The sequence below is a fragment of the Aciduliprofundum sp. MAR08-339 genome, from assembly GCF_000327505.1.
Lineage (GTDB): Archaea > Thermoplasmatota > Thermoplasmata > Thermoplasmatales > Aciduliprofundaceae > Aciduliprofundum.
This window is the reverse complement of the sequence record NC_019942.1, coordinates 770,718-796,047: the sequence shown is the minus strand read 5'-3', so window position 1 is coordinate 796,047 and position 25,330 is coordinate 770,718. Positions and strand designations below refer to the sequence as shown.

Below are 25,330 nucleotides of genomic sequence, written 5' to 3'. Positions count from 1 at the left end.
ATTAATATTGCCGATTTTTGAATATTTTTGACAATACGAGATGTTTCAAAAAAATTCTAAAATTATGGGAGAATTGTTAGGGTTATCTTCATACCCTCTATCTTCCAATCCTTCCTATAACCCTCCACCTCTCCCTCTTCAAGAGATGTACTTTGGGTCTCCCTCATTATGTAATCCCTGTGCATTTCAATAGCATCCTTCAATTCACCATCCGCAACGTAGAACGTCCTTATCTTCTGGGCATACTCCAGATCCATATCCTTGCGCATTGACTGTATCCTACGTACAACCTCTCTCGCCAGCCCCTCTAGGCGAAGTTCTCTGGTCACATGGGTATCAAGATAAACGGCCATGGGCAGACCCTCAACCTCCACTGCCAGAATACCCTCTGTAGGTTTTTCCACAATCTCCACATCTTCGGATGTGAGTAAGTATCCCATTATCTCAATGCCACCACCTTTTATCTTCCTCACCACATCTTCCACGGGCATGGATTTTAGAGATGCAATAACCTTCTTCATATCTCCCTTCAATTTCGGGCCGAGCACACGGTAATTGGGCCTGATTTCAACATTCACCATTCCTTCCGCCGATGACAGGATTCTCACATCCTTCACATTGACCTCTTCCATAAGAACTTCCCTGAACTTCCTCACCACATTTCCATATTTTTCATCTGCAACCACGGTCATTGATGCTAGAGGTTGCCTGAGTTTTATGTTGCTCAGCTGCCTAGCCCTTCTTCCAGCCTCTGCAACTTTTATGGCTATGTTCATCTCCTCCTCAAGTTTCAAATCAAGTGCCCGAGGATCCACCTCCGGATAGGGTTCAAGGTGCACGCTCTCCTTTTCGCCCCATAGATTCTTGTACATAAAATCGGCAAAGAACGGGGTGAACGGAGCCATAACCCTTGATATGCTCTTCAAGGTGTTGTAAAGGGCAGTATACGCTGAAATCTTATCCTCTCCCATCTCCTCCTTCCAGAAACGGCGTCTGGAGCGCCGTAGGTACCAGTTGCTGAGTTCGTCTATGAACCTTTCCAGAGCCTTGGTAGCCTTGTGAATCTCAAGGGAATCAAGGCTTTTCCTGACCTCCCCGATTGTTGAGTTCAAACGTGATATGAGCCACCTGTCAAGTTCAAAGGATACTTTCCCAATTTTATCAGGATTGAAACCATCCAGTTCCGCATTGTTCTTGAAGAATACGTACACGTTCCAGAGGGTCATTAAGGTCTTCTGAGCGTATTCGCGTACCAAATTCTCAGAGAAGCGACGGCTCTTCCACACAGGAGTGGAATAGAAATAAAAACGCACCGCATCTGCACCCACACTTTCCATGATCTGCATCGGATCAACCGCGTTCCCTTTGCTCTTACTCATTTTCTCTCCATCCTCATCAAGGATAAGGCCAAGGGTGAGCACATTACGATACGGGGCATCTCCAAAAACAGCGGTGGATATGGCCATCAGTGTGTAGAACCAGCCACGGGTCTGATCAAGTGCCTCGGTTATGAAATCCACAGGATACGATTTTTTGAATTCATCCCGGTTCTCGTAAGGGTAATGGAACTGTGCAAAGAATGCACTTCCAGAATCAAACCACACATCAATAAGATAGGGCTCCCTTTTCATTGGCTTTCCACAAACTGGACATTTAACCTCTATTTCATCAACCCATGGGCGGTGCGGTTCAAAGTCATCGGGCACTGAACTGGGATCCGCATGGTTGAGGAGATCCTCAATGCTCTCGGGCATGTAGATATGACCATCCTCACACCTCCACACTGGCAGAGGTGTGCCCCAGTACCTGTTCCTAGAGAGAGCCCAGTCCTTAACATCATTCAGGAAATTCCCAAACCTTCCATACTTGAGATGCCCGGGTTTCCAGTTCACCTTCTCATTATTCTTCAAAAGTTCTTCCCGAAGATTGCTCATTTTTATGTACCATGTGTCCAGGGCATAGTAAAGAAGTGGTGTGCCACATCTCCAGCAAAATGGGTACGTGTGCTTTACAGTGCCCTTTTTGAACAGTTTACCCTGCTCCTTCAGCCATGCCATTATCTCCGGATCTGCATCCTTAACAAATTTTCCCTTCCACGGGGTATCTGTGAACCGGCCCTCTTCATTCACGGGCTTGATTAAAGGCACGCCCTCCCTCTTGCAGACCAAATAATCATCCTCGCCGAATGCGGGAGCAATGTGAACTATCCCAGTACCATCCTCCGTGCTAACAAAATCTCCCCATGTGACATAGAAGGCATCAAAATCAACAGGCACAAAGGGTATGAGACGCTCATATCTCTTACCAATCAGCTCAGAGCCTTTCATCTCCCTTATTATCCTTGCCTCCCCAAGCACTGCAGGAATCCGAGCCTTTGCAATGTAGTATTTCTCACCCTCATACTCAACCAGAGCGTAATCAATATCCTTTCCCACCGCAAGAAGGAGATTTGATGGCAGGGTCCAAGGTGTTGTGGTCCATACCAGGAAATAGGCATCCTCATCCGCAACCTTGAATTTCACATAAACGGATGGATCCTTAGTTTCCTTGTATCCCTGGGCAACCTCGTGACTACTCAGAGGCGTTCCGCACCTCGGACAGTAGGGCACAACTTTGTAATCCTTCACAAGCAACCCCTTCTCGTATATTTTTTTCAGAGCCCACCAAACACTCTCAATGTAATAATTTTCCATGGTCACATATGCGTTATCCATATCAATCCAGAACCCTATGCGCTTTGTCATCTTGATCCATTCATCCCTGTACTTGAACACGCTTTCCTTGCACAGTTTATTGAACCTCTTAATTCCGTACTTTTCAATCTCCTTCTTTGAATTTATGCCCAGTTTCTTCTCAACCTCAATCTCCACAGGCAGGCCATGGCAGTCCCACCCCCCTATCCAGGGTTCAACATCGTATCCGTTCATGGCTTTGTAACGCAAGATGAGATCCTTCACAGCACGTGTTAAAGCATGCCCTATGTGGGGCATGCCGTTGGCCGTTGGTGGCCCTTCAAGAAATATGAACCGTTCATTTCCCCTATTTTTCATTCTCAACTTCTCAAAAATATTGTTTCGCTCCCAATCATCCAATATGCGCTCTTCAAGTTTTGGAAAATCCCTGATGCTCTTTATCTCCATATGGGTGGGATTGAGGAAAACATTATAAATATTTCTAAAACCGCGGTATTCTGCGTTTCACCCTTTCAATGTGGGATTTTCCAAGATTCTCAGTTCTCTCCACCATCCTGCCCCATCTGGTCACCATCCCCGAATTTGCGTGGCGTCCCAAGAAAAACAGGTAGGTGCCGATGAGCATAAATAGAGAGTAGAAAATACCCATGTAATCTGCGCGGGCTGAGGCTATGATGTATTTTATCGCGTAAGAGAGCATGATTGTTGAGATTATGTAGAGCATTAAAAAGACAAGCCATACAAAGAGCCAGAGGTACACCAATACCATGGGACTGGTTCTTCTACCCTCCCTCCTGACAATTTGAAAATCATGAACATACCCCGCAATTTTCTTGCCGGAGAGGAAGGGTGAAACAATATTCAAAATGGCAAACAACTGAAGAATGATCGCACCCATTCTGGAAAAATCAAGCACGAAAAGGAATAGGGAGAGAAGAATGAGTGCGAGACCTCCAATGATCTTTGCTTTCATATCATTCCTCCAGCGTTTCAATTATATCCACACTTCTGCTCGCTCCGATCCTAGAGGCTCCGGCCTCAATCATTGCAACAGCCTCCCTGGCACTGTGTATTCCGCCTGCTGCCTTCACACCCATGTCAGAACCAACCACGCTGCGCATGAGACGAACATCTTCAACCCTTGCGCCTGCGCTTCCAAATCCAGTGGAGGTCTTGACAAAATCTGCCCCCGCACTCTTGGCAAGTTCACATGCCTTCCTTTTTTCCTCGTCTGTAAGATAGCACGTCTCAATTATAACCTTGACCTTCACACCCATGGGATGTACCGCCTCAACAACCTCCCTTATATCACGTTCAACGGTGTCGTAATCGCCATCCTTCATTGCACCTATGTTCATGACCATATCAATCTCATCAGCCCCGTTGTGCACGGCCATCAGTGCCTCCTGAACCTTGGTCTCGGTGAACGTGGCACCCAACGGAAAGCCGACCACGCTGGCAACCTTTATATCCGTGTTCCTCAAAAATTCCCTGGCATCCTTAACCCGGTAAGGATTCACACACACGGCATAGAACCCGTATTTTTTTGCCTCACCACACAGTTTCTTTATATCCTCCCTGGTGGCAAATGCCTTGAGATTTGTGTGATCAATATATTTTGCCAGTTCTTGACGCTCCATACAGAGAATATCTGTATTTCAAATTAAAGTTTTTCGCATCCCAATAATTTTTATCCCATTAACCCATGCATTTTTCGTGCCAAGGATCAAGGTTCTCCCCCAACCCCTGGTGGAGAAAATCGCAGCAGGTGAGGTTGTTGAGCGCCCAGCCAGCGTGGTCAAGGAATTGATTGAAAACAGCATAGATGCCGGAGCAAATAGAATAGCGGTGCAGATCAGGGGAGGGGGGATAGAGGAGATTCGTGTAACGGACAACGGGGAGGGAATGAGCAGAGAGGATGCACTCCTGGCAATAAAGAGGCACGCTACAAGCAAAATCTCAAGCGAGGAGGATCTGAACAGGATAAGCACCCTCGGATTCAGGGGAGAGGCTCTACCTAGCATAGCCGCTGTTTCAAAAATGACAATAATCACAAGAAGAAAAGACGAAATTGTGGGAACAAAACTATATGTGAAGGGGGGAGAGCTGAAATACGTAGAGGACACAGGAGCACCTCAGGGAACAACCGTACTCGTCCAGAATCTGTTCTTCAACACACCTGCAAGAAGAAAGTTTCTGAAAAGTGAGGGGGCAGAGTCAAGAAGCATATACAGCGTTGTGGAGAGGTATGCCCTAGCGTACGAGAATGTGCAGTTCAAACTCACAAAGGATGGGAGGGAGATTTTGAACCTACCCCCAAGCGATTTAAGGGCTCGCATATCTCACCTGTGGGATAGGGAGATAGCGAGGGACATGATTGAGATACGCAAGGATGGAAATATGAGAATCATCGGTCTAATATCGCAGCCCTACCATACAAGAAGGGACAAGGGCAAAATAATAACGTTCATCAATGGGAGGTACGTGAAAAGCAAAATGCTGGAAGATGCCATAATTGAGGGTTACGGAACAATGCTATTCCGGGATTCCTACCCACATGCGGTTTTGAAAATACAAGTACCTCCTGAAGATGTGGATGTGAATGTACATCCGGCAAAACTCTTTGTAAAATTCAAAGATGAGAAAAAAGTCAAGAAAGAAATTTCCTCCATGATATGGGAGGCCCTAACAGGCGTGGAGCACATACCAACCGAACAGCATGAGATGAGGAATGTTCAAGTGAATCTGAAGGTTCAGCCCCAGAGACAGCTGATCTTTGATGTGGAAGAGCCAAAGAAGGCAAAGCGCATAGAAGATTATCTTCTTGAGATGAGAACCCTGCCGGTGGAGGTCCTAGGTCAGGTGGATGGAACGTACATAATCCTGAAATCCCAAGAGGGATTGCTCATAGTGGACCAGCATGCGGCCCATGAAAGGATCCGCTACGAGAGGTTTTTGAAGGACGTCCAAAGGGGAAAAATGCAGGAATTGCTTGAGCCCATAGTTCTGCATCTGGAGCGCAAGGACCACGATGCTCTACTTGAGATGAAAGATGCCCTGAGAGAATACGGGTTTGAAATAGAAAATTTCGGAGATGAGTCAATTATCGTTCGAGCAGTACCACCCATACTCACAAGTGAAGATGCCAAGGAGGCCATCCTTGAAATTGCAGCCATGGGCCCAGTAGCCATTGACAAAAGGAGAGATGAGATACTAAAGCTCATATCCTGCAAGGGTGCAATAAAAGCGCATCAGGAACTTTCAATTTTTGAGATGGAAAAACTCATAAGCGAACTTTTCAGATGTGAAAACCCGTACACGTGTCCCCACGGAAGACCCACAATAATAAAATTCAAAAATGAAGACCTTGAAAAAATGTTCAAAAGGAAGGAGTGATTATGGTTTGATGAGACGTACGAGAATTGCCTTCTGAGCGTGCAGTCTGTTCTCTGCCTCGTCAAATACCACGCTGTTGCGGGAATCAATGACTTCATCGGTAACCTCATATCCGCGATGTGCAGGTAGGCAGTGCATGAATATGTAGTTGCTCTTTGCATGCTTCACGAGATCTTCATTCACCTGATAGGGCCTAAACACCTTAAGACGAATCTCCTTCTCCGCCTCATCTCCCATGCTCACCCACACATCTGTGTAAACAACATCGGCATCTTTAACGGCCTCAACTGGATCATGGGTGACCACAATCCTTGCTCCAGTCTCGTTGGCTATTTTCCTTGCCTCTCCAACAATTTCCTTATGGGGCTCGTATCCCTCAGGACAGGCAATGTAGAAATCCATGCCCACTATGGCAGCACCCAGCATTAGAGAGTGGGCCACATTGTTGCCATCACCAACATAGGCAAGCTTCAAACCCCTAAATCCTCCCTTCTTCTCTTTGATAGTCATCAAATCGGCAACAATCTGACAGGGATGTTCAAGATCATCCAGGGCGTTTATCACAGGCACGCTTGCATTCTCAGCAAGTTCCAGCATCATCTCGTGCTTGTAAGCGCGATAAACTATTGCATCCACATACCTTGAAAGTACCTTAGCTGTATCCGCAATCGTCTCCCCACGCCCCAATTGCATATCGCGGGGAGAGAGGTACAGCGCATGACCTCCAAGCTGGGTCATGGCAACCTCGAAGGATACCCTTGTCCTTGTTGATGGCTTTTCAAAAATCATGGCCATACTCTTGTCCTTCAAAGGTTCATAAACTTCAACCATCCTGTGACGACGCTTCATTTCTATGGCCAGGTCTATTATCTCTTCCAGTTCATCTTTTATGTCAACTATTGAAATCAGATCCTTCTTCATAGGGCTCACCTCAAGAGAACAATTGCTATAACTCATATGAATATTTAAAATTAAGCATAGGGTGCCAGGCACACCGGGGTGGATGCCCAGAATCCGACCCAGGGGCCCATACGGTCCCTCCGCCCCGCTACCCTCCGAGCGCCAACGGTCCACGGTACCGCTGCTCCCTTCCGGGCCTGGCGGGGTTCCCGTGGCAAAGTGCCGCGCAGCTTTCCTCCGAAAGCTCGCGGCACACCCGCGACCCCGGAGGACAGGACTTCAACAGGACCGCATGGTCTGAGGCGGACCTGGTTACACCGCCCCCGGCTGTCGCCCCCGCATATAGACGATTTCGGGTAACAGGGGACGCCTAACCCCCCGGCCTAGCCTGGCACCAGTTCCGATTAATCTCCACGGGTATATTAATGTTTTCCATTTCCGAGTGAAGCGGGATCACGGAGAATGTAAACATCGTAATCCCCCAAAGGTTTGAATCCGTATCCCTCGTAAAGCGCCCTCGCCACTTTATTGTTCCTGTGAACCTCAAGTTTAACCTGCAAACCCAGCCGCCTTGCATAGTCAAGGGAGGCCCTCATAAGAAGATGGGAAAGCCCAAAACCCTGATAATCCGGGCGGATGGCAAAGTACTGAATGAATAACCTCCTTCCATCGGTGGTAAGCCAAGAGGTGCCCAGAACCTCACCCGCTTTCTCCAAAACAAGCAACTTTCCACCATGAGCTATGGTTCTTTGTATGGTGTTTAGGTCATCTCCCCGCTCCTCACTGTAGAGGCTTGTTTCACGCCATATATTTATGACCGCATCGTAATCCTCAAGTCTGAAATCCCGTACCACAAAGCCTTCCATACCTGTAAAACCGGAGCATTCTATATAACAATTTCCCACACATCAAATGCATAAATTCTCGCTGTTTACAAAGATATTAAAACGTAAATTGATTTTATCATGTGTTTTACCAAAAGTAAAATATATGGGTGATTGCATTACATCTTGTTAAACAATTGTCAAACGTGAGGAATATGATTATAGCAGCCAGAGTACCCGACGAACTTAAGGTCAAGATCGAGGACCTTGCGGAGAGGGAAGGAAAGACGGTATCTGAGATTATGCGCCAGTTGCTGGAAGATTACGTGAGGGAAAAGGAGGAGGAGTGGCATAGAGTGCGTGTGTGCATTCGCATACCGAGAAATCTCCTAAATCAGGTGGACCTGTTTGTGGAGAAGGGCTATGCCCTGGATAGGGAGCATGTGATAAGCGAGTCCGTATCCCTATGGCTTAGAGTAAAGAAGATGGAGTATCGCAGAAATTGGAAAGAGGAATTAATAAACGCACTGGACGAATCATCACTAATTTAGGGGATGGGATGCGCTGGCCAGGGTTTATCCCTGGCCTCAGGTTCAAGAGGTGATAAAAATGATATGCGTTATATGTGGAAAAAAGGCGAAGTACAACGAAAAATTGAACATATACTACTGCGAGGAGCATGGACTAACAACATGGATAGAGGAGCCCGTAAACCAGGAGATGCATATTCAAGAGGTGAAGGTAGGTGAAGAGGCTGTACTGGGATGAATACACATATCCAGAAATTGAGGAATTGCTCAAATCTGAACCTGTGATAATACTTCCAATTGGAAGTGTGGAGGCCCATGGATACCATCTTCCCCTAAACACGGATATGATTCAGCCCCTCTGGCTTGCAGAGGAGATTGCAAAAAGAATGAACGCCATAATTCTTCCACCCATTCACTACGGCTGGACTAAGGGACTGAGCTCATTTCCGGGAACAATTTCAGTAGGGTTTGAAACGCTCAAAAACCTGGTCCTTGATATACTGAAGGAGGTTGTAAAACACGGTGGTAGAAAAATCATCGTGCTCTCTGGGCATGCGAGCACAAATCATATGGCCGCACTGAGACTTGCATGTGAGGAAATGGCAGGAAATGGAGTGAAGATCATGCTCCTATCAGATTATTACATAGCCTACCAGTACCGCGGAAAATTAGTTCCTGAGGACGATGGCCACGCGGGTGTATTAGAAACCTCGCGTGTTATGGCAATTCGCCCAGAGTTGGTCAAGGAGAATTACAAATTTGAAAAAATGCCCGTGGGCAAATACATGGTCACTCCCGATTACAGGGAGTTTGTGCCATACGCAACATTCAGCAACCCGCAAGGTGCAAGCAAAGAACTTGGAGAGAAACTCAACAATATCATTCTGGAAGAACTCTTAAAAATAATAAAAGAGAATTTTGAGGTTTAATGTCTTCTTCTCACCGCAATAGCAACTATGAGAACTGCAAGCACGGGTACAAGAGCTGTGAACTCTGGAACAAGCGCAGATTCTGAATAGTTGGCCGTGTTCACAGTACTGGATGTATAATCATACCATACAAACTGGTACACAACGTTACTTGCTCTTGTTGGTATGAATCCGGCAGCAACCATGGGTGCCTCTTCACTGTGGGATGTGTTTGTTACCAACATATCCGCCACCTTGGTACCGTTGCAAGAATAGAGTGTCGCCTCAATGTTCTTATTGCTATTGGGCCATGCAACCATGAATCCCCCACTGCCATTGTAAGCAATACCCATTCCGTAGTACTTCAAACCAACATAGGACTGACCTATAAGGAAGGTTTTCATTATTTCTCCATTGGAGGCATTTATTATTACACCATACACATCGTAAGGAGAACTCCTGTTTCCATATATCACCATAAATCTTCCATCACCCGCTGCAATATTTGGCATGTCATAGCTCATGCCTTCCTTGTATCCATTGGCTATTGTAAAATCATTTTTAACTATATCCATACTGCCATTGAATATCTTTCCAGTTATGTTGTAAACCCCACTCTTCCCTGTGGAATTTCTCCAGATGACCATTATATTCCCCGTTAGAGGATCATAGGCAACCATGTTGTTTAAATGGGAATGCTGAGCATCCGAGGATACTTTTTCTATGTTTCCAAGAACAAGAGAGTCATTTACATACTCAACAATCCTATAGTAATTGTCATACTTGTTATCGCTCCAAGAGACCAGAAACTTTGATTCCCCGATATACGTGAGACCGAAGCCATGATAATTAACACTCACAGTAGAATTGAGCACAACTGGAGAGCCCTGCGGGACCAGTGTATCATTCAAAACCAACCCATCCAAGGATTTGTTGCTGCTGTACCATATCATAAAGAATATCTTATAATATGGATCATAGGCCATCCTCGGCCCCATGCCACTTGGCTTGCTATTGTAGAGCGCTATATCGGAGGTGATCGTTGTGGTTTTCAATATATTTCCATAAACATCCATCTGAGTAGCATTGAGCATCCAGTTACCCGAAGAATCCTTCCCAAACCATAGAGTTACGAAGGTTCCGTTTCCATAGCATATGTATGGAGTAGAACCTCCATTTCCAAGCATTTTCTCGCTATTCTTCAATGGCACATACCCCGCATTATTCGCTGTGGACAGAGAGCTTCCAAGAAACACCACAAGAGATCCAAAGAGCAGTATGGAAATAACTGCAACAGTCAGAAACATTTTCTTGGAGCCCTTTTTCCCTTCCCATCTTCTTGAATTTCCAACAAAACCTTCCGGCGATCTTAATCCCCTCATATACTCACCTCACCAAAGGATTATGGTTTTCAACATATTTATAGATTTCATTGCATTCCAATGCATTCACACTTTAACCTTTACCACATTCGTCCCTTTGGGCACACCGATATCCCTCGCCACCGGTTCGCATTTTGTGCGGAGCAAATATGCAATTGGCTTCAAATCGCTCTCGCTCAAAGCTTCATAATTTCCCATACCCTTGGCTATTATCAAATCTGCAGAATAAAGTAGATTCTTCAATTCGTCTGAGGCTCGATCCATATCGACACCCACAGCGAACATCCCAGTATCACGGATTTCATCCACTTCCTTATCCAATCCAACGGTAATGGCATCCTCCCTTGTGGCATCCGATAGAATTGGTTTGCCACGAACGAGGAGGGTAATTTTATCCACATATTTTCTTATCTCCCTTATGAGGATCTTGTCAAACACAATTTCTCCACAATTATCAGTGATGTAAACCACATGTCCCTTAAGATATTTGCGAAGTTCATCGGTATTATCGTATCCTATTCCTTCCTCAATTAATCTGTTAAACACATCCTCGAATTCCTCCGGGGAGTTTATACCAACTCCAAAATCAAGCACATTGCCTATTATGGCCAGAAGTTCTGCGGCTCTCAATTTATCCTCCGAGTTTTCATAATATTCAAGGGCCCTGGGAAAAAGCTGCATGGCAATTTCATTTGCCCTTTTTTTCAGGTCCCCATAGGGATCATCCGTGCCGAGAACTTCGTTTACCCTTTTATGCACCTTGGTCCAAACCTTGATGGATGGCTTGTTCTCATCAAATTCCTCGCATAGGAGATTTAGGAGAGACTTGACAAGTGGCATGGCCTTCTCTGAATCCACGAGATTTGCCTCAAAAACTGCACGGCGAAATATACAGGCGAGGCATTCCGGCTGAGGTCGCATGGATGGGCATGCCATTCCACATATTAAATTTGGCGGAAGAGTTAAAAAGGAATGATGGAATATGCTATTCATGAATGACCTATCCTTTTTGGTGGTACCCCTGCCAGTGGAGGTGAAAAAGGAAATTACCCTTGGTAATTATGAAGGTGCTGAGAAGATAATAAGAGAAATCGAAAAAAGGGATATTCATCCCATCTTAAAACTCCGCCTAGAATATGAACTGGAGAGAATGAGAAGAATGAGAAAGGATTATCCATGGAATAGGGGGGATGCCCTGAAGATTTTGGGTGAGAAAATTAAAGAGTTCCGGGAGGAGGAGCTGGATGAATGGATAAGCGAGGGGATTGTGGATAGAGCGTATGTGGAGGGTGAAGAGAGGTTCTATGAAAGATTCGTGGAGAACCTGTTTTTCTTAAATCCCAAAATTGCCAGAAGAGGAATTATAAAGGATGATGCAAGTAAATATGCAAGGATGATAATAGATGAAGCTATGGGAAGAATTTTGAATGGGGATTTGAGAAAATACAAGATTGTTGGTGGTATAAAGGTCAAGGTAAAAAGAAAAGGAAATTACAGGGTATGGCTCCCATTTCCCAAGGAGAATTTTCAAATAGAGAGGGTGAGATTGATCAAGACATCCCATCCAAAATATTATTTGGCGGAAAATGATGCAGCCCAGAGAACCATATACCTTGAAGGATATGAAAAAGAGTTCTTTGTGGAGTTTGAATATACAATTTCTGAAGTGAAAGGGGGAATTGAAGGATATGCCAATATTGATAAGAATAAAAATGAAAAATTGCCACATGTGGTATTTACCCCGTACATAAGGGATCTTGTATGGAAAATAGTGGATGGGTGCAAGGATGATTATGAGAAGGCACTGAAAATATATGAGTGGATTACCAAAAACACCAACTACACCTATGTAAGAGAGTACTGTATGTATGATAACATAGGTGAATATGTGGCCACATCTCTGCGTGGAGATTGTGGTATGTTTGCCCTTCTTTTTATCACCCTGTGCAGAGCGGTAGGAATCCCGGCAAAATGGCAGAGTGGATGGTTTATAACTCCAAAATTCGCAAGTCCCCATGATTGGGCTCAGGTATATGTGAATAATACCTGGCTTCCTGTGGATGCATCCTTTGGCAATTTCAGGAGACATGGTAGAAAGAGAAACAAATTCTACTTTGGAAATTTAGATGCATTTCGTATGATTGCCAACGATGATTTTATGGTTGAGTTCACACCTGAAAAGAACTTCTGGAGATCTGATCCTGTGGATAATCAGAGGGGAGAGATAGAGAACAAAAGAAGGAACATTTACTTTGATGAGTTCACCACGGAGATTTTCGTTAAGGAGTTCAGAAGGATATGAGATACCCTTTAAATATTTCATTGCGATTACTAGGTGGAGGATGAAAAAATGAGTTACAAAATTGCCGTTTTGCCCGGAGATGGTGTTGGAAAGGAAGTTATTGAGGCGGCGATGATAGTGCTTGATGAAATAGCTCTGGATGCAGAGTATCTATACGGAGACATAGGCTGGGAGTTCTGGCGCAGGGAGGGAAATCCACTGCCTGATAGAACCGTGGAGCTTTTAAAGCAGACTGACTGCGCATTGTTTGGAGCGATAACCTCAAAACCCAAAGAGGAGGCGCAAAAAGAACTGGCACCTGAGTTGCAGGGCAAGGGATTGCAGTACTACAGCCCCATTGTGAAACTGAGGCAGATGTTTGACCTCTACGCCAATGTGCGTCCTGCAAAGGCGTACAAGGGCAATCCTCTCAATTACAGAGAAGGGATAAATATTACCGTATTCAGGGAAAACACCGAGGGGCTTTACAGCGGCGTGGAGTACTATCCCGTGCCTGAAGAGATTGAAAATGCATTCAAGACGCATCCCCGCTACCAGAAGTTCATCGGCGTGGATAAGGCGATATCCCTTCGCATAATCTCAAGAAAGGGAGCGGAGAGAATAATAAGAGCGGCATTTGAGTTTGCAAAGGAGAACAATCTGAAAAATGTCACCGTGGCTGAGAAGCCGAATGTGCTGCGTGAGACCAGCGGGCTGTTTGTGAGAGTGGCAAGGGAAATACATAAAGAGTATCCTGAAATTGAAATGTGGGAAACTAACATAGATGCGCAGGCCATGTGGCTCATAAAGAATCCAGAGAAGTACGATGTAATCGTGACCTCAAATCTATTCGGAGATGTTCTCTCCGATCTGGCATCTCAGCTCGTAGGGGGCTTAGGATTCGCTGCATCCGGCAACATAGGAGACAATTATGCAGTGTTTGAGCCTGTGCACGGCTCAGCGCCTAAATACGCGGGTCTTTACAAGGTGAATCCCATTGCCACGATTCGAGCAGTGCGAATGATGCTGGATTATCTCGGAGAGAAAGAAAAAGCCGCCCGGCTGGAAAGAGCGATTGAAATTGTGGTTGAAGAAGGAAAGGTAAGGACATACGATATGGGTGGAAATGCATCTACCCTAGATATGGCAAGGGAGATAGCAAAGAAGTACGCAGAACAGTAACTCATCCCCCTATCTTCACAAATAAACCAATTTCCTCAAATTTTTCTTTTATTTTCTCCATGGTTTCTTGGGAAGGAGAATTATGGACATCCATTTCATATTTCCTCCCAAGCCTTTTGAATTTTTCAGCAACATCGTGATACGGTAAAAGATCTATTTCCTTTATACTTCGAAGATTCTTTATGAACTCAATCCAGGCATCTACATTCTCCTCCCTGTCGGTGATTGTTGGAATTACGGGAAACCTGAGAACTACATTCTTTCCAGATTCGGCTAAGAATTTGAGGTTTTCCTTTATTATTTTATTTGATACGCTCGTATACTTTATGTGCTCTTCATCCTGATACAATTTGATATCGTAGAGAAAAACATCAACATAATCCATTATGGATTCTATTATATCTCTGGAGGCATACCCTGAGGTATCTAAAGCGGTATGCACATGCATCTCCTTCAACCTTTTAAGCGATTCTCTTAAGAATACGGGCTGCATAAGGGGTTCCCCTCCAGAAAATGTCACCCCTCCACCTGATGAATCAAATATGGTGAGATCCTTTTCAATTTCCATCATCAATTCATCAACCGTAATTATTCTTCCCACAAACTCAAGTGCTCCGGTGGGGCAGTTATCAGTACATATGCCACAGTATGTGCATTTTCCCCTGTCAAAATGTTGCACCTCATTCTCATCAAAATATATGACCCTTTCAGGGCAAACCATCTGACAGGTATGACAATGGATACATTTGTATTCAAAGTACATGATCTCAAAATCTTTTTTCTGACTCTCAGGATTGTGACACCATATGCATCTCAGCGGGCATCCCTTCATAAATACCGTTGTTCTTATTCCTGGACCATCATGAATGGCGTATCTCTTAATATCAAAGATTATTCCCTCAACGCTCTTCATACATCCTCGTGCTCCGTCCTTTTTATTATTTCATCCTGTAATCCTTCGGGGAGATTTACAAAATAATCGCTGTATCCTGCAACCCTCACCATCAGATCCTGAAAATCCACTGGCCTTTCTTGAGCCTCTTTTAGCACCTCACTACTCACAACATTGAACTGAACATGATGACCTCCCCATCGGAAAAAGTTTCTTATCAGATAGGCAAGTTTCCTTATGTTCTCCTCATTTTCGAGCAGGTCTCCAGTTAATTTTTGATTGAGAAGTGCCCCTCCCGTTTTAGCCCAATCACACTTGATAACGGATCTGAAAACTGCCACTATGCCCTTCTTATCCATACCCTGTACGGGAGAGATGCCCTCCGAAACTGGGTAACCTGCCAATCTTCCATCTGGAGTTGCTCCTGTTACCTTTCCAAAATACACATGGACAGTTGTTGGTAGAAAATACGCTCTCCTAGATGCCTTTCTCACAGGGGAAAGGGGATAACTCTCTATCATATCAACCACAACATCCACTATTCTCTTTGCAATCTCATCGGCGTAATCATCATCATTTCCATATTTGGGAGTGCGATGCAGGAATCTCTGGCGCATTATCTCATACCCCTCGTAATTATTTTTTAAGGCTTTCAAAACAGAATCCATATTGAAGATTCTATTATCAAAAACATTGTACTTCAGGGATGCAAGGGAATCTGTGACTGTGCCCAGACCAACAACTTGGATGTACTGGGTGTTGTATCTTGCCCCCCCTGCATTGTAGTCCCTGGCATTTTTCACACAGTCCTCTATCCATAAAGATAAAAATGGCACGGGTAAATATCTTGCATAGAGGCTCTCTATAATATCGTTACCCCTCATCTTTATGTCCAGGAAATATTTGATCTGCTTCAAGAAAGCATTCCATAGTTCCTCAAAGGTTCTGAAGTTCTTTAGATCACCAGTTTCCATTCCTATCTTCTTTCCAGTTCTCGGGTCATACCCGTTGTTAAGCGTGATTTCTAATATCTTTGGAAGGTTGAAATAACCCGTTAAAATGTAGGCTTCCTTACCAAAGGCACCACTTTCAACGCATCCACTAACACCTCCATTTCTAGCATCCTCCAGGCTCTTCCCCTGTCTTAGAAGCCTCACTATGAGTTCATCGTAATTGAAAAGGGGCGGCTCTCCAAACCCAGGACCCACAACCTTAAGGGCCTCAATAAGAAACCTATCTGGATTTTTGTCACTTATGAGCACCGATGTATTTGGTTGGAGGGTTCTCATCTCGTTGAGAATCTCCAGAATTAGATAGGATAGTTCATTTACGCCATCGGAGCCATCCTCCCTTAGGCCCCCAATGTTCCATTTTGAGAAGTCGTTATAGGTGAAACTCTCCTCTGCCGTTACCCCAACCTTGGGAACCGCGGGTTGGTTGTTGAATTTTAGCCATAGGGCCTCTAAAAGTTCCTTGGCCCTCTCCCTTGTTATCTTTCCCTCCTTCAAATCCTTACTGTAAAATGGATAGAGATTCTGATCTATCCTACCAGGGCTGAAGGAATCCCAGGGGTTTGTCTCATAGGTTATGCCAACATGAATGAACCAGTAATGTTGCAGAGCCTCCCAGAAATCCCTGGGAGCATGCTCAGGAACCCATCTGCATATCTCCGCTATCCGCTCCAGTTCTTTTTTTCTCTCCTCATTTTTCTCCTTCTTTGCCATATCCTCTAATTTCTCAGCATAGCGATGGGCATAAATAACAATGGCATCAGCCACTATTTCCATGGCCTTGAGTTCTTCCCTCATCTCATAATAATCCGGTGCATGGGGATCAAGATTCTCCATAACTTCCTTTATCTCTCTCTTTATATCCTCAATACCCATTTTGAATATCCTGTCTCCCCCGGCTGTATGCCCAGGTGAGCGCTGCTCCATAAACTCAGTCCATATGCCAGATTCATATGCATCAATCCATTCTTCAGGTAAATTATCAAAAATGATATCCCTCATGGCCCTTCCATTCCAGAAGGGTATAATTTCTTCTTTGTACAATTTCTTAGTTTTTTCATCAACCTTATATGGCATATTTTCTCTCTTATCCAGAATTTCAAGATCCTCAAGGGTATGCACATTTATCTCAGGATAAGTTGGCACCTCATTGGGACCCGTGCCCCTAATACCTACAATTAGCTGCCCATCCTCCACCGGCAAACTCACATTCTCCATAATGTATCTAAATGCCATGGCCCGCTGAACAGGTATTGATTTCCCCTTACCCATACCCCTCTTATAAAACTCTGTTATTAACCTGCCCCTCTCGGAGGAAATCCTTACCTCCGAATTCACACTTTCCTCCCTCAGCCTTGCAATTCTCTCATTCACGGGCTTTATAACCTTCCTCCTTTTCTCCATTTCCCTCCTCGCAAGGGGCGATGCTTGCATTATTGCCTCTGTCAAATCTACACCTCCTTATATAGAAATCTCATATAACTCCACTATTTAATCCTTTTTCTCTGGATTCATTCACCTCCCTTATGCTCCCGTATCCCATCTTTCTGAAAAGATATTCGTAGGACAATTCGGCCATGTTCACTCCCATCCTTTTCATATTTCTGACATCTCCATAATAACCCTTAAGGGTTTCAACGGAAAATGTGAGAAGTTCGCATCTAAGATACCTCTCAAAATCCTCTATTCTTTTGGCAAATACATGCGGATATTTTTTCATTAATTCCGCCATCCATTCACTCTCAATTTTTACAATATCTTCAATCATCTCTCCTGCTCTGAATATTCCCATCTCCATGCACCTATACTTCATAAGTAAGGGATTCTCGCCCCTCACTTCAGCCTCTTTCAAATCCTCAAGGTACATATTTAAAGTTTTTTCAGAGAGTGGATAAAACCTAGCCTTTCTCATAAGAAAAAATGTATTTTTTCTTTTGCATTCCTCATTATTAGTTTTTAGTTGCTCAAACATTTGATATTCTAATTTTACTATTTTTTCAAGTAGCTCATCTTTATTCATTTCTGTTTTACACCCTTTTTTATTTATGAATTTCAATCTCCTGTCTTATATAATTAAGAGCATTATCTACATTTTTCACAGAGACAACTATGGAATCCCATTTTAAATCTTTTAACTTGAGAGTCAATTTTTTTGTACCGGGTATAATTATTACTAAGGTTTTTTTACCTTTTTTGCTCACAACCCTTATTCCATAACCTCCATATCTCCATGCATTTTTTGTGTCTATTTTTGCATCTTTGATTTTATTCCATGGAATATATTTTTTATACATAGGAAATCCTACAATAAGTTGATCTGATGTGATTATCAAATAATAAGAATGAAAACCTAGCTCAAATATGAGAAAAATTATTATCATTAGCAAAAAGAACCAGTTAGGAGCAGGCTTTGAACCAATAGGAGCCACAAAGATTTGATAGAGCAGAATTGCAGAGAAAATGAAAATCAAAGGTATGAAAATAAGGGACACAAGATAAAAATGAATGCGTTCCTCGTGAAGGATATTTCCCTGAATATTCATGCTCATCCTCTGCTCCAATCTTTCAGCACCTTCGCCAATATTTCATACGCTTTCTCCACATCTTTCATATCCACATGCTCATTCTGTGTGTGAGCGTTTCTCAGCTCTCCCGGGCCAAAGACCACAGTGGGCGTGCCCTTCTCCACTAAATTCTGAGCGTCGCTCCAGCTCCTGAATCCCCCGAGTTCAGCATACTTCATAAACTCTTTCACTCTCCTGTTCCTATACGATATCTCAAATGGAGGCGAAAGATCGTAAATCATGTGATTCACATTGTACTTCCTGCTCAGGCGGTTCACCTCGTCAATTATCTCCACCGCCGTTTGACCAGGAAGATACACGAAATCCACCAGTGCCTTGGCGCTTTCCGGCACTGCTAAAAGATAATCACCCCCATCGAACATCTCAACATTTATGGCGGGAGAGCCAAGAAGAGTGTGCTCCGCCTTCAAAAACTTCATTCTCCGAAGAGACGAGAGGAAATTCACCCCGTGCCATATTGCATTTTTATCCTCCTCCGCGCATGAGCCGTGCATGGCCTCACCCCAGAACTCAAACTCAAGCTCAAGGCTTCCCGCTTCAGCGGTGCAAACCCGCAGGGATGTGGGCTCCATTGTTATGGCGAAATCATGCGCGTACTTCTCAGCGTATTTCTTTGAGCCCTTTCCCTCCTCTTCCTCGTCCACGAAGAACACGTAAGAAACTGGGAGCTTATCTCTGAATTCTTCAATTAGCTTGAGCATTATTAAAACTCCTGCCTTGTCATCCATAACTCCTCTACCCCATAGAATCGTGCCTTCAACCTCTGGCGGGAAGTAATCGCCCACAGTATCAACATGCGCATTCACCATGAATTTTTCCTCAGGATTCACTATTATGTTGTACCTCTCCTCATCCACGGGCATGCGCTCGTACTCCATGCCCATAGCATCCAGTCTCTCCTCAATAAACCCAAGAATTTTAGATTCGTATCCCGTCTCACTTCTGATTTTTGCAAGCTCAACGAGTTCCTCAATTTTGAGATCCATAGGTGTGTATCTCCATCCTATTCTTTAACCTTTTCTCCCAAAAATCTACGAAGCCATGGACCCAATCCATATATCAGGAGCATAATGTAAAATACCTGTATGATTGGCTTAAATGAAAGGGCAAATACCGTTAACGAGGGAAACACCGTTGCGGCGAGGGAGAGAGAGATGGCCTGCGAGCTCGCCGTGGCACCCAGAATAAGGATCATTCCCTGGGAATAATGGAGATGAAGCATCTTGGCTGCGAGCACAGAAAGCGCTGTCTGGATGATGTAATAAAGTACCAGGGTGCCTAAAACAAGGAGAAAGACCTGTGGCTCCCCAAGGACCTTCTGAGAAACCTTTGCCACTGAGAAGAAAACGATGAGAAGTATTCCAAGCGCAGAGACCCCGGGAAGATACTTTTTTATTGACATGAAGTACTCCCTGCCACGTTTTTTTATTATTGTCCTTCTCGTAAATGCTCCAAAGAAGAGAGGTACGAGTATGTAGAGGAGGAGAATCACTATGAGCTGCATGAGATTTATTTCTGCGAAGATTCCTCCGCTTATATAGATGAGTAGGGGAGAGATGAAAGGAATGAGAAGAAGCCCTGCCACAGCTATTACGAGAGCGTCTGGAACGCTGGCATCCGCTATGCCGCTCCATCCTATCAGCATGTTGGAGCATGGAATGGCGCCAACCAGCACCAGCGCAAGAGCTAAATCAGGATAATTAACAAGCGCGGTACGGGAGAGAAAGAATGCGGTTAGAGATGCTATGAAGTATGCAAATATGAGCGTGGTGATTATCAACTTATAATTTCTCCCCGCCTTTTTCACCTTCTCTATCTCCATACCCGTGAGCATGGGGTAGAGCATCATGAAAACTGCCAGGATGCTTATGGGCATGATGTTCATGTGCTCGAAATCCCATAACTGCCCTGCAATCAGGGCGAGAATAAAAATCAGGGTAACGTAGAGGTAAAGTCGCTTCTTTATGTGGAGCAGAATTTCCAGCATGAAACCGCATTCTTTTCTTCTTATTTAATTATTTCTGGACATAAATGGTGCATCACTCCATTCCCAATTTCATCGTCTTGGTGAACCTGATTATTCCGATTATAACCCGCATCATCTGCGGTGAAATCCCACATTTTTCGCAACCACGCTCATGCTCACCACCAATCATCTCTCTTGATAAGCAGGGCAAATCCTGAGGCGATTAGAAGCAATGGCCCGATTATGCAGATGTTGAATTTGATAAACCCGAGCATATCCAGAAGCCAGAGCACACCTATCAAAATCAGAAAAATTCCTCCAATTATTCTCCCCGTATCAATGCCATGCATCATTTTCTCACCACATTTTTAACCCTGGCGTTCTTGCTTATCTTCATTTCCTTTGCTTCCAGTGTTTCAATGACGCAGCCATCATCCACAATAACCTCCTCACCTTTCACAAGGTCTGCCACAACACTTTCAATGTGTATCTCTTCTCCTTCAATTTTTCTCACTTCCAGCTTACCGGACCATTTTCTAAAGAACCCGCGCTCGCATTCAATCCTTATCTCTTCTCCATAAATTTCTCCTATCCTACTCTTCTTTTTACTGAGTTTTATCTTTATTTCCTCTCCCTCTAACTGTTCTGCATCTATGACTCCCCCAATACGAATGCTCTCGCCCTTTAATTTGCCAGAAGATACACTACCTGAAATCTTTATATTCTCTCCCGATAAATCCTTTGCCTTAAAAACACCGGCAGCGTTTAAATTTTCTGAGATAACATATCCTTCTATATTTGCAGATCCAGAGCACCTTAGCATCTCTGCCTCTATATTCCCCTCAGACTTGAGCGCTCCAGATACAGAGATCCTTTCGGCAATTACATCTCCTGTTATTTTCAAACTCCCTGCAGCGGATATGTAATCGTACCTACCAGGACCAAGAACGCAGGAGCCTGCACATTTATAACTCCTGTTTCCCTTTTTCCTAGAAGAAGTTTTTTCCATATCCATTTCCAAATCTTTCATCGCAGATTCAACGCCCTTCATTGCCGTCTCCATGGCCCTGTCCACAATATCGGCCACACTCTCTTCAGAAAAGATGCGCGATTCTTCAGGCCCTTCCTCCTTTCCGCTCTCTTCCTCGTATCTGGCCAAAATATCCTCATAGGTCTCACGGCTTATCTCGCCCCTCTCGTATTTTTCCCTCAGTTTTCTTATGAATTCATCTTCCATAAGACCTCCATGAATTCAGGATATTTAATAATTTTTATAAAAGTTTTTTGTTAAAACTTCCACCTTGTATTTGATTTTTCAACTTAAAAGTTGATATATGATTTTGTCCTATGGAAAACTATGAATACGGAGCAATTTACCGATGTACTCACTCCAGTGCGCATAAAGATTCTGAGAATGTTAAGGGAGGAAAAGCATCCTGAGGAAATTGCAGAAAAGTTGAGTATAACTAGGCAGGGTGTGGATAAGCATCTTTCAATACTATACCTATACGGGATGGTGGACAAAAGAATAAAGATGGGTAGAAGGCCCATGGTTTTTTATCGCATCACCTCAGAGGGGGAGGATTTCTTTCAAAATTTTGAAGAGTTGGTGGAGAACCACATATTGGCAATAAAAAACAGATATAAGGAGGAGTTGCTTACCCTGGATAGGATGCTGGTGGATGGAAAGATAACTGAAAATGAGTACTTGAGAGCCAGAAAAGATATGGAGAAAAGGTTCTCCTGGGTGATCGAAAATGAAGATAAGGAAGGGTAAGAGGGAAGATTTGCAGTATCTGCCGCAAATACTTATGGAAGCCTACAAAGGTCTTGAAGAATACGGGGAGAGGGACATAGATAGGGCCAGAAAGTACATTGAAGATCTGTACGAAGAGGATCCAGAATGCTTCTTCGTAGCTGAGGATAATGATAAAATTGTGGGCTTCATCTTCTGCAATAGGTTCTGGTACAGCAAGTTTGAGCATTCTCATGTGGGGGCAATACACGAGATAGTTGTGCTTCCAACACACAGACATGAGGGCATAGGAAAAAAATTGATTGAGAGAGCAATGGAGGAACTTAAACCTTCAAGGATTGAACTGTGGGTTGGAGAAGGGAACGAGAAGGCGATAAAATTTTACGAGAAATTGGGATTTAAAAGAAAAGAAAAAGCTGAAAAGTGGGTGAGAATGGTTAAATAGCGTACACAACCTTTTTCATATTTGGGCGCTCTTTGTAGAACATCCTGCTTCCACATTCACACTCCAGCTGTTGCACTCCCAACTCGCTGGTTAATGGCTTTCCACATCTTATGCACCTATACATTAACCCTCACCCTTCTCCATTCCTTATAGACATCAGGGGTATAGGCACCTCCAGCAAATTTCAAGCCACAATGGGTGCATACCCATATTCCGGTGGAGAGCCTCTTGACTGAATAGCGATGACATCTTGGGCATAGATGCTTTTTCTCCTTCTCCTTCATTATGTCTGCCCATCTATAACGCAAAGATATGCCGTACCTGGGGCCGAAGCGCCCCGCGATGCCAACCTTCTTAGTCCTCTTGGCCATTTGAATCACCCAGAATTATATCCCTGACCTTTCGGCCGATATCCATGCTCATATTTATAGCTTTCTGCACCTCCTCGTAGGTGAATGTCCCACTCAGGCCCTTTTGCATGGCGTTTATCTTGCCCTCTTCATTTGTGGTTACTGTCAATCTCGCGGATGCTATGCTCTCCTCATCCAGATTTGGATCCGCCACAAGCCAGTTTCCAATCTTTGCAAATGTAACCGGCACGGGGTAATGCTGCACGGGCAACTTGAAATCCTCACCCAATTCGTGTTTCGCGGCTGGAACTGTGGCCTCGGTAAGTGCTGCTAAAGCTCCATACCCTGAGGCATCAAAGAGATTTCCATCATAGTCAAGCACATGAATGTCGATAAACACCACCCATACTTGCTCTCCTTCCTCTATAACCAGTTTCTCAAGATCAATGGCATGGCCCTCACGAATACCGCGATCCACCACACGGGCGAGTTCTATTGCCTCCTCTCCAGGGGGACCCGGCTCAAATGTGGGAGAGGCCATTGGTGAAAGTTCTGCATTGGTCGTGAGAATCCCCTGAGCAGGAGTGTCCGGAAAAGGAGTACCTGGCTCTATTTTAACACCAACAAGAACCTTGGTACGTCCCAGCTCAACAAGAGCTGAACCTTCGGCTCTTGGTATTTTACCCCTAACTATTTTTAACTCTCTGATCTCGTCAAAATTCCGCCCATCAACACGGGTACCCTGTGATGCCAGTTTGTGTATGTACTTTCTCTGCATCTCTGGCACAACACCAGCGGTGAATTTTGAGTTACTCATCATCACTCACCTCCTCGTTTATATACTTCCTCTTGAGCGCTTCAACCTGCATCTCATGTATCTTCTTGGCTGCATCCATTGCCATCTCCATGGCTGTTGTGAGTTCCTCGTATGTCAGATCTCCATCCATCTGAAGAAGTGCTATCTCTCCTGTGCGTGGTAGAATGGCCATTGGAACGTCAGCCTGGCCGTAATTGTCCTCTTCCTTGTTTAGATCAAGAACAACCACATCATCCACCTTGCCAGCAGCACATCCAACAATCAAATCTCGCATAGGAATGCCCGCATCTGCAAGTGCAAGAGAGGCAACAGTTATGCCTGCGACCCTCGTACCAGCGTCCGCCTGAAGAACTTCAATGTACACATCTATGCTTGTTCTCGGATATTTCTCCACAAAGATTACGCTTGTAAGTGCCTCACTTATGACCTTGCTTAATTCTATGCTCCTCCTGTCAGGGCCCGGCCTCTTGCGTTCGTCCACACTAAATGGAGCCATACTGTACCTTGCGCGCACAATCGCTCTGTCAGCCTCCTGAACATGCTTTGGATAGGCCTCGTGGGGCCCGTACACGGCAGCCATTATCTTGTTTCCACCCCACTCTATATAAGCGGAGCCATCAGCCCTTTCAAGCACACCAACTTCCATCTTTATCGGGCGCAGTTGATTGGGTAGTCTGCCATCTATGCGAAGTCCATTATCATCTATGAGCCTGATATCACTCTTCATTCCCATCATTATCACCTCTATTTTCCTCCAAAAATTCTTTAACACGATCTGTCAGTCCGTATGTGTGGGCTTCACTCTCTATCATTCGTATTGCCTTTATCACTGTTACAATTCCCTCGGGAGAGCCGGAGATCCATATAACTCCGTTCTGTCCAACATATATGCGGCACCCTGTGTACTCCTTCAACATCTGAATCATTGAACCACCCTTACCTATCACCCGAGGCACCTTGAATGGAGAGATCTTTATTATGTGTCCCCCCTCCAGTTTGCGCAATCCGGGTTCTTTCAGGGTTATCCACACCTGTCCAAGTTCGTTCACATTGCTGACCTTTGCAAGTACAACGTCACCTATGCTGAGGTATCTCCCTGTATCTCCAAAATCAACACGCCACGGCACATCATTAACATGCAGAGGCGCGTAGTAGGGCGCGTTTATATCCACAACCCAGTTCATAGGCGCAAGGTCTATTATCTTTCCTATCACTTTGTCTCCTTTTTTCGGTATGTAGCATCCAGAGAGAGGTATAACATTAACATACCCGGCACGGAGATCCACAATGCCCAGATAGGCAGAGTACATCTTGCCATTCTCCACAAAAACCCCGTTGCCGGGCTTACCATTCTCATCAATTTCCTCTCCCGGAACAACAATTTTTCGTATTCCAACCTTTCCTTCCATATTC

General features: G+C 44.5%; 28 protein-coding genes and 1 other RNA gene. 8 read left to right on the top strand and 21 right to left on the bottom strand.

Annotated features, from left to right (window positions below):
- Positions 1-62 precede the first annotated feature (62 nt).
- The 3 genes from ileS to deoC are packed head-to-tail and all read right to left on the bottom strand — an operon-like array spanning position 63 to position 4,333.
- Positions 63-3,140: an isoleucine--tRNA ligase gene (gene ileS, locus ACIM339_RS04325; protein WP_015283392.1), complete on the bottom strand. Its 3,078-nt coding sequence runs from the start codon at positions 3,138-3,140 to the stop codon at positions 63-65.
- A gap of 34 nt (positions 3,141-3,174) precedes the next feature.
- A complete protein-coding gene (locus ACIM339_RS04320; RefSeq protein WP_015283391.1) occupies positions 3,175-3,666 on the bottom strand; it encodes a hypothetical protein in 492 nt (163 codons plus the stop codon).
- Position 3,667: 1 nt separating this feature from the next.
- Positions 3,668-4,333 carry a deoxyribose-phosphate aldolase gene (gene deoC, locus ACIM339_RS04315; RefSeq protein WP_015283390.1) on the bottom strand — a complete coding sequence of 222 codons (666 nt, stop codon included), beginning with the start codon at positions 4,331-4,333 and terminating at the stop codon, positions 3,668-3,670.
- Positions 4,334-4,409: 76 nt separating this feature from the next.
- On the opposite strand from deoC, the gene mutL reads away from it, so the two are divergent.
- The gene (gene mutL / locus ACIM339_RS04310; RefSeq protein ID WP_015283389.1) at positions 4,410-6,089 is read left to right on the top strand and encodes a DNA mismatch repair endonuclease MutL; all 1,680 of its coding nucleotides are present in this window, start codon (positions 4,410-4,412) and stop codon (positions 6,087-6,089) included.
- Here mutL and argF read toward each other — a convergent pair whose 3' ends face one another.
- The 3 genes from argF to ACIM339_RS07755 all read right to left on the bottom strand — a co-directional run bounded on the left by argF (position 6,090) and on the right by ACIM339_RS07755 (position 7,855).
- Positions 6,090-7,010 (bottom strand): ornithine carbamoyltransferase, encoded by a 921-nt coding sequence (gene argF / locus ACIM339_RS04305; protein WP_015283388.1) that lies wholly within the window; start codon positions 7,008-7,010, stop codon positions 6,090-6,092.
- Between the two features lie 62 nt (positions 7,011-7,072).
- Positions 7,073-7,383: signal recognition particle sRNA (gene ffs / locus ACIM339_RS07835), an RNA gene on the bottom strand.
- Positions 7,384-7,411: 28 nt separating this feature from the next.
- Positions 7,412-7,855 carry a GNAT family N-acetyltransferase gene (locus ACIM339_RS07755; protein WP_015283387.1) on the bottom strand — a complete coding sequence of 148 codons (444 nt, stop codon included), beginning with the start codon at positions 7,853-7,855 and terminating at the stop codon, positions 7,412-7,414.
- A gap of 173 nt (positions 7,856-8,028) precedes the next feature.
- Between ACIM339_RS07755 and ACIM339_RS04295 the strand changes: the two genes are divergently transcribed.
- Genes ACIM339_RS04295 through ACIM339_RS04290 form a run of 3 tightly spaced genes read left to right on the top strand, consistent with a single transcriptional unit; the run spans position 8,029 to position 9,272 of the window.
- Positions 8,029-8,364 carry a CopG family ribbon-helix-helix protein gene (locus ACIM339_RS04295; protein ID WP_015283386.1) on the top strand — a complete coding sequence of 112 codons (336 nt, stop codon included), beginning with the start codon at positions 8,029-8,031 and terminating at the stop codon, positions 8,362-8,364.
- 58 nt (positions 8,365-8,422) lie between these two features.
- The gene (locus ACIM339_RS07985; RefSeq protein WP_015283385.1) at positions 8,423-8,581 is read left to right on the top strand and encodes a hypothetical protein; all 159 of its coding nucleotides are present in this window, start codon (positions 8,423-8,425) and stop codon (positions 8,579-8,581) included.
- Positions 8,559-9,272 carry a creatininase family protein gene (locus tag ACIM339_RS04290; protein WP_015283384.1) on the top strand — a complete coding sequence of 238 codons (714 nt, stop codon included), beginning with the start codon at positions 8,559-8,561 and terminating at the stop codon, positions 9,270-9,272. Before ACIM339_RS07985 ends, ACIM339_RS04290 begins: the two co-directional genes overlap by 23 nt.
- On the opposite strand, the gene ACIM339_RS04285 is transcribed toward ACIM339_RS04290, so the two are convergent.
- On the bottom strand, positions 9,269-10,633 hold the full coding sequence (locus ACIM339_RS04285; RefSeq protein ID WP_015283383.1) for a hypothetical protein: 1,365 nt from the start codon (positions 10,631-10,633) through the stop codon (positions 9,269-9,271). The genes ACIM339_RS04290 and ACIM339_RS04285 overlap by 4 nt on opposite strands.
- A gap of 66 nt (positions 10,634-10,699) precedes the next feature.
- Complete coding sequence (locus ACIM339_RS04280; protein ID WP_015283382.1) at positions 10,700-11,554, bottom strand: DUF89 domain-containing protein; 855 nt, start codon at positions 11,552-11,554, stop codon at positions 10,700-10,702.
- A gap of 70 nt (positions 11,555-11,624) precedes the next feature.
- On the opposite strand from ACIM339_RS04280, the gene ACIM339_RS04275 reads away from it, so the two are divergent.
- Together ACIM339_RS04275 and ACIM339_RS04270 are read left to right on the top strand one after the other, a co-directional pair.
- Positions 11,625-12,935, top strand: a complete 1,311-nt coding sequence (locus ACIM339_RS04275) for a transglutaminase-like domain-containing protein (protein ID WP_048103783.1) — start codon at positions 11,625-11,627, stop codon at positions 12,933-12,935.
- A 48-nt stretch (positions 12,936-12,983) separates the two neighbouring features.
- Positions 12,984-14,096 (top strand): isocitrate/isopropylmalate dehydrogenase family protein, encoded by a 1,113-nt coding sequence (locus ACIM339_RS04270; RefSeq protein WP_015283380.1) that lies wholly within the window; start codon positions 12,984-12,986, stop codon positions 14,094-14,096.
- A 1-nt stretch (position 14,097) separates the two neighbouring features.
- Here the strand turns inward: ACIM339_RS04270 and ACIM339_RS04265 are convergent, their stop codons facing one another.
- The 8 genes from ACIM339_RS04265 to ACIM339_RS04235 all read right to left on the bottom strand — a co-directional run bounded on the left by ACIM339_RS04265 (position 14,098) and on the right by ACIM339_RS04235 (position 21,786).
- Positions 14,098-15,009, bottom strand: a complete 912-nt coding sequence (locus ACIM339_RS04265) for a glycyl-radical enzyme activating protein (protein WP_015283379.1) — start codon at positions 15,007-15,009, stop codon at positions 14,098-14,100.
- On the bottom strand, positions 15,006-17,432 hold the full coding sequence (gene hypD / locus ACIM339_RS04260) for a trans-4-hydroxy-L-proline dehydratase (RefSeq protein ID WP_015283378.1): 2,427 nt from the start codon (positions 17,430-17,432) through the stop codon (positions 15,006-15,008). Before hypD ends, ACIM339_RS04265 begins: the two co-directional genes overlap by 4 nt.
- A 40-nt stretch (positions 17,433-17,472) precedes the next feature.
- Positions 17,473-18,054 (bottom strand): DUF4125 family protein, encoded by a 582-nt coding sequence (locus tag ACIM339_RS04255; RefSeq protein ID WP_337954310.1) that lies wholly within the window; start codon positions 18,052-18,054, stop codon positions 17,473-17,475.
- Positions 18,038-18,559 (bottom strand): EbsA family protein, encoded by a 522-nt coding sequence (locus ACIM339_RS04250; RefSeq protein ID WP_162007686.1) that lies wholly within the window; start codon positions 18,557-18,559, stop codon positions 18,038-18,040. Before ACIM339_RS04250 ends, ACIM339_RS04255 begins: the two co-directional genes overlap by 17 nt.
- Positions 18,544-19,569 (bottom strand): M20 family metallopeptidase, encoded by a 1,026-nt coding sequence (locus ACIM339_RS04245; RefSeq protein WP_015283375.1) that lies wholly within the window; start codon positions 19,567-19,569, stop codon positions 18,544-18,546. Before ACIM339_RS04245 ends, ACIM339_RS04250 begins: the two co-directional genes overlap by 16 nt.
- Before the next feature lie 17 nt (positions 19,570-19,586).
- Entirely contained in the window at positions 19,587-20,570 is a 984-nt protein-coding gene (locus ACIM339_RS04240) for an arsenic resistance protein (protein WP_015283374.1), read from the bottom strand.
- A 155-nt stretch (positions 20,571-20,725) separates the two neighbouring features.
- The gene (locus tag ACIM339_RS07980) at positions 20,726-20,902 is read right to left on the bottom strand and encodes a LiaI-LiaF-like domain-containing protein (protein ID WP_015283373.1); all 177 of its coding nucleotides are present in this window, start codon (positions 20,900-20,902) and stop codon (positions 20,726-20,728) included.
- Complete coding sequence (locus ACIM339_RS04235) at positions 20,899-21,786, bottom strand: hypothetical protein (RefSeq protein ID WP_015283372.1); 888 nt, start codon at positions 21,784-21,786, stop codon at positions 20,899-20,901. Before ACIM339_RS04235 ends, ACIM339_RS07980 begins: the two co-directional genes overlap by 4 nt.
- A gap of 120 nt (positions 21,787-21,906) precedes the next feature.
- On the opposite strand from ACIM339_RS04235, the gene ACIM339_RS04230 reads away from it, so the two are divergent.
- Both ACIM339_RS04230 and ACIM339_RS04225 read left to right on the top strand, forming a co-directional pair.
- Positions 21,907-22,326, top strand: a complete 420-nt coding sequence (locus ACIM339_RS04230) for a helix-turn-helix transcriptional regulator (protein ID WP_015283371.1) — start codon at positions 21,907-21,909, stop codon at positions 22,324-22,326.
- Positions 22,307-22,750 (top strand): GNAT family N-acetyltransferase, encoded by a 444-nt coding sequence (locus tag ACIM339_RS04225; RefSeq protein WP_015283370.1) that lies wholly within the window; start codon positions 22,307-22,309, stop codon positions 22,748-22,750. The genes ACIM339_RS04230 and ACIM339_RS04225 overlap by 20 nt, the downstream gene beginning before the upstream one ends.
- Here ACIM339_RS04225 and ACIM339_RS04220 read toward each other — a convergent pair.
- The 5 genes from ACIM339_RS04220 to rrp4 are packed head-to-tail and all read right to left on the bottom strand — an operon-like array spanning position 22,743 to position 25,326.
- Positions 22,743-22,874 (bottom strand): DNA-directed RNA polymerase subunit P, encoded by a 132-nt coding sequence (locus ACIM339_RS04220; protein WP_048103781.1) that lies wholly within the window; start codon positions 22,872-22,874, stop codon positions 22,743-22,745. The genes ACIM339_RS04225 and ACIM339_RS04220 overlap by 8 nt on opposite strands.
- A complete protein-coding gene (locus tag ACIM339_RS04215) occupies positions 22,867-23,121 on the bottom strand; it encodes a 50S ribosomal protein L37ae (protein WP_015283369.1) in 255 nt (84 codons plus the stop codon). The genes ACIM339_RS04220 and ACIM339_RS04215 overlap by 8 nt, the downstream gene beginning before the upstream one ends.
- Positions 23,105-23,917 carry an exosome complex protein Rrp42 gene (gene rrp42, locus ACIM339_RS04210; RefSeq protein WP_015283368.1) on the bottom strand — a complete coding sequence of 271 codons (813 nt, stop codon included), beginning with the start codon at positions 23,915-23,917 and terminating at the stop codon, positions 23,105-23,107. The genes ACIM339_RS04215 and rrp42 overlap by 17 nt, the downstream gene beginning before the upstream one ends.
- Positions 23,910-24,653 carry an exosome complex exonuclease Rrp41 gene (gene rrp41, locus ACIM339_RS04205; RefSeq protein ID WP_048103779.1) on the bottom strand — a complete coding sequence of 248 codons (744 nt, stop codon included), beginning with the start codon at positions 24,651-24,653 and terminating at the stop codon, positions 23,910-23,912. Before rrp41 ends, rrp42 begins: the two co-directional genes overlap by 8 nt.
- Positions 24,634-25,326 carry an exosome complex RNA-binding protein Rrp4 gene (rrp4, locus tag ACIM339_RS04200; protein WP_015283366.1) on the bottom strand — a complete coding sequence of 231 codons (693 nt, stop codon included), beginning with the start codon at positions 25,324-25,326 and terminating at the stop codon, positions 24,634-24,636. Before rrp4 ends, rrp41 begins: the two co-directional genes overlap by 20 nt.
- Positions 25,327-25,330: the final 4 nt, after the last annotated feature.

What these genes read in the sequence shown, in the direction of transcription:
- ileS (WP_015283392.1), bottom strand. Translation starts at nt 3,140, where the DNA reads ATGGAGATAAAGAGCATCAGGGATTTTCCAAAACTTGAAGAGCGCATA.
- ACIM339_RS04320 (WP_015283391.1), bottom strand. Translation starts at nt 3,666, where the DNA reads ATGAAAGCAAAGATCATTGGAGGTCTCGCACTCATTCTTCTCTCCCTA.
- deoC (WP_015283390.1), bottom strand. Translation starts at nt 4,333, where the DNA reads ATGGAGCGTCAAGAACTGGCAAAATATATTGATCACACAAATCTCAAG.
- argF (WP_015283388.1), bottom strand. Translation starts at nt 7,010, where the DNA reads ATGAAGAAGGATCTGATTTCAATAGTTGACATAAAAGATGAACTGGAA.
- ACIM339_RS07755 (WP_015283387.1), bottom strand. Translation starts at nt 7,855, where the DNA reads ATGGAAGGCTTTGTGGTACGGGATTTCAGACTTGAGGATTACGATGCG.
- ACIM339_RS04295 (WP_015283386.1), top strand. Translation starts at nt 8,029, where the DNA reads ATGATTATAGCAGCCAGAGTACCCGACGAACTTAAGGTCAAGATCGAG.
- ACIM339_RS07985 (WP_015283385.1), top strand. Translation starts at nt 8,423, where the DNA reads ATGATATGCGTTATATGTGGAAAAAAGGCGAAGTACAACGAAAAATTG.
- ACIM339_RS04285 (WP_015283383.1), bottom strand. Translation starts at nt 10,633, where the DNA reads ATGAGGGGATTAAGATCGCCGGAAGGTTTTGTTGGAAATTCAAGAAGA.
- ACIM339_RS04280 (WP_015283382.1), bottom strand. Translation starts at nt 11,554, where the DNA reads ATGCGACCTCAGCCGGAATGCCTCGCCTGTATATTTCGCCGTGCAGTT.
- ACIM339_RS04275 (WP_048103783.1), top strand. Translation starts at nt 11,625, where the DNA reads ATGAATGACCTATCCTTTTTGGTGGTACCCCTGCCAGTGGAGGTGAAA.
- ACIM339_RS04270 (WP_015283380.1), top strand. Translation starts at nt 12,984, where the DNA reads ATGAGTTACAAAATTGCCGTTTTGCCCGGAGATGGTGTTGGAAAGGAA.
- ACIM339_RS04265 (WP_015283379.1), bottom strand. Translation starts at nt 15,009, where the DNA reads ATGAAGAGCGTTGAGGGAATAATCTTTGATATTAAGAGATACGCCATT.
- hypD (WP_015283378.1), bottom strand. Translation starts at nt 17,432, where the DNA reads ATGCAAGCATCGCCCCTTGCGAGGAGGGAAATGGAGAAAAGGAGGAAG.
- ACIM339_RS04245 (WP_015283375.1), bottom strand. Translation starts at nt 19,569, where the DNA reads ATGGATCTCAAAATTGAGGAACTCGTTGAGCTTGCAAAAATCAGAAGT.
- ACIM339_RS04240 (WP_015283374.1), bottom strand. Translation starts at nt 20,570, where the DNA reads ATGCTGGAAATTCTGCTCCACATAAAGAAGCGACTTTACCTCTACGTT.
- ACIM339_RS07980 (WP_015283373.1), bottom strand. Translation starts at nt 20,902, where the DNA reads ATGATGCATGGCATTGATACGGGGAGAATAATTGGAGGAATTTTTCTG.
- ACIM339_RS04235 (WP_015283372.1), bottom strand. Translation starts at nt 21,786, where the DNA reads ATGGAAGATGAATTCATAAGAAAACTGAGGGAAAAATACGAGAGGGGC.
- ACIM339_RS04230 (WP_015283371.1), top strand. Translation starts at nt 21,907, where the DNA reads ATGAATACGGAGCAATTTACCGATGTACTCACTCCAGTGCGCATAAAG.
- ACIM339_RS04225 (WP_015283370.1), top strand. Translation starts at nt 22,307, where the DNA reads ATGAAGATAAGGAAGGGTAAGAGGGAAGATTTGCAGTATCTGCCGCAA.
- ACIM339_RS04220 (WP_048103781.1), bottom strand. Translation starts at nt 22,874, where the DNA reads ATGTATAGGTGCATAAGATGTGGAAAGCCATTAACCAGCGAGTTGGGA.
- ACIM339_RS04215 (WP_015283369.1), bottom strand. Translation starts at nt 23,121, where the DNA reads ATGGCCAAGAGGACTAAGAAGGTTGGCATCGCGGGGCGCTTCGGCCCC.
- rrp42 (WP_015283368.1), bottom strand. Translation starts at nt 23,917, where the DNA reads ATGAGTAACTCAAAATTCACCGCTGGTGTTGTGCCAGAGATGCAGAGA.
- rrp41 (WP_048103779.1), bottom strand. Translation starts at nt 24,653, where the DNA reads ATGATGGGAATGAAGAGTGATATCAGGCTCATAGATGATAATGGACTT.
- rrp4 (WP_015283366.1), bottom strand. Translation starts at nt 25,326, where the DNA reads ATGGAAGGAAAGGTTGGAATACGAAAAATTGTTGTTCCGGGAGAGGAA.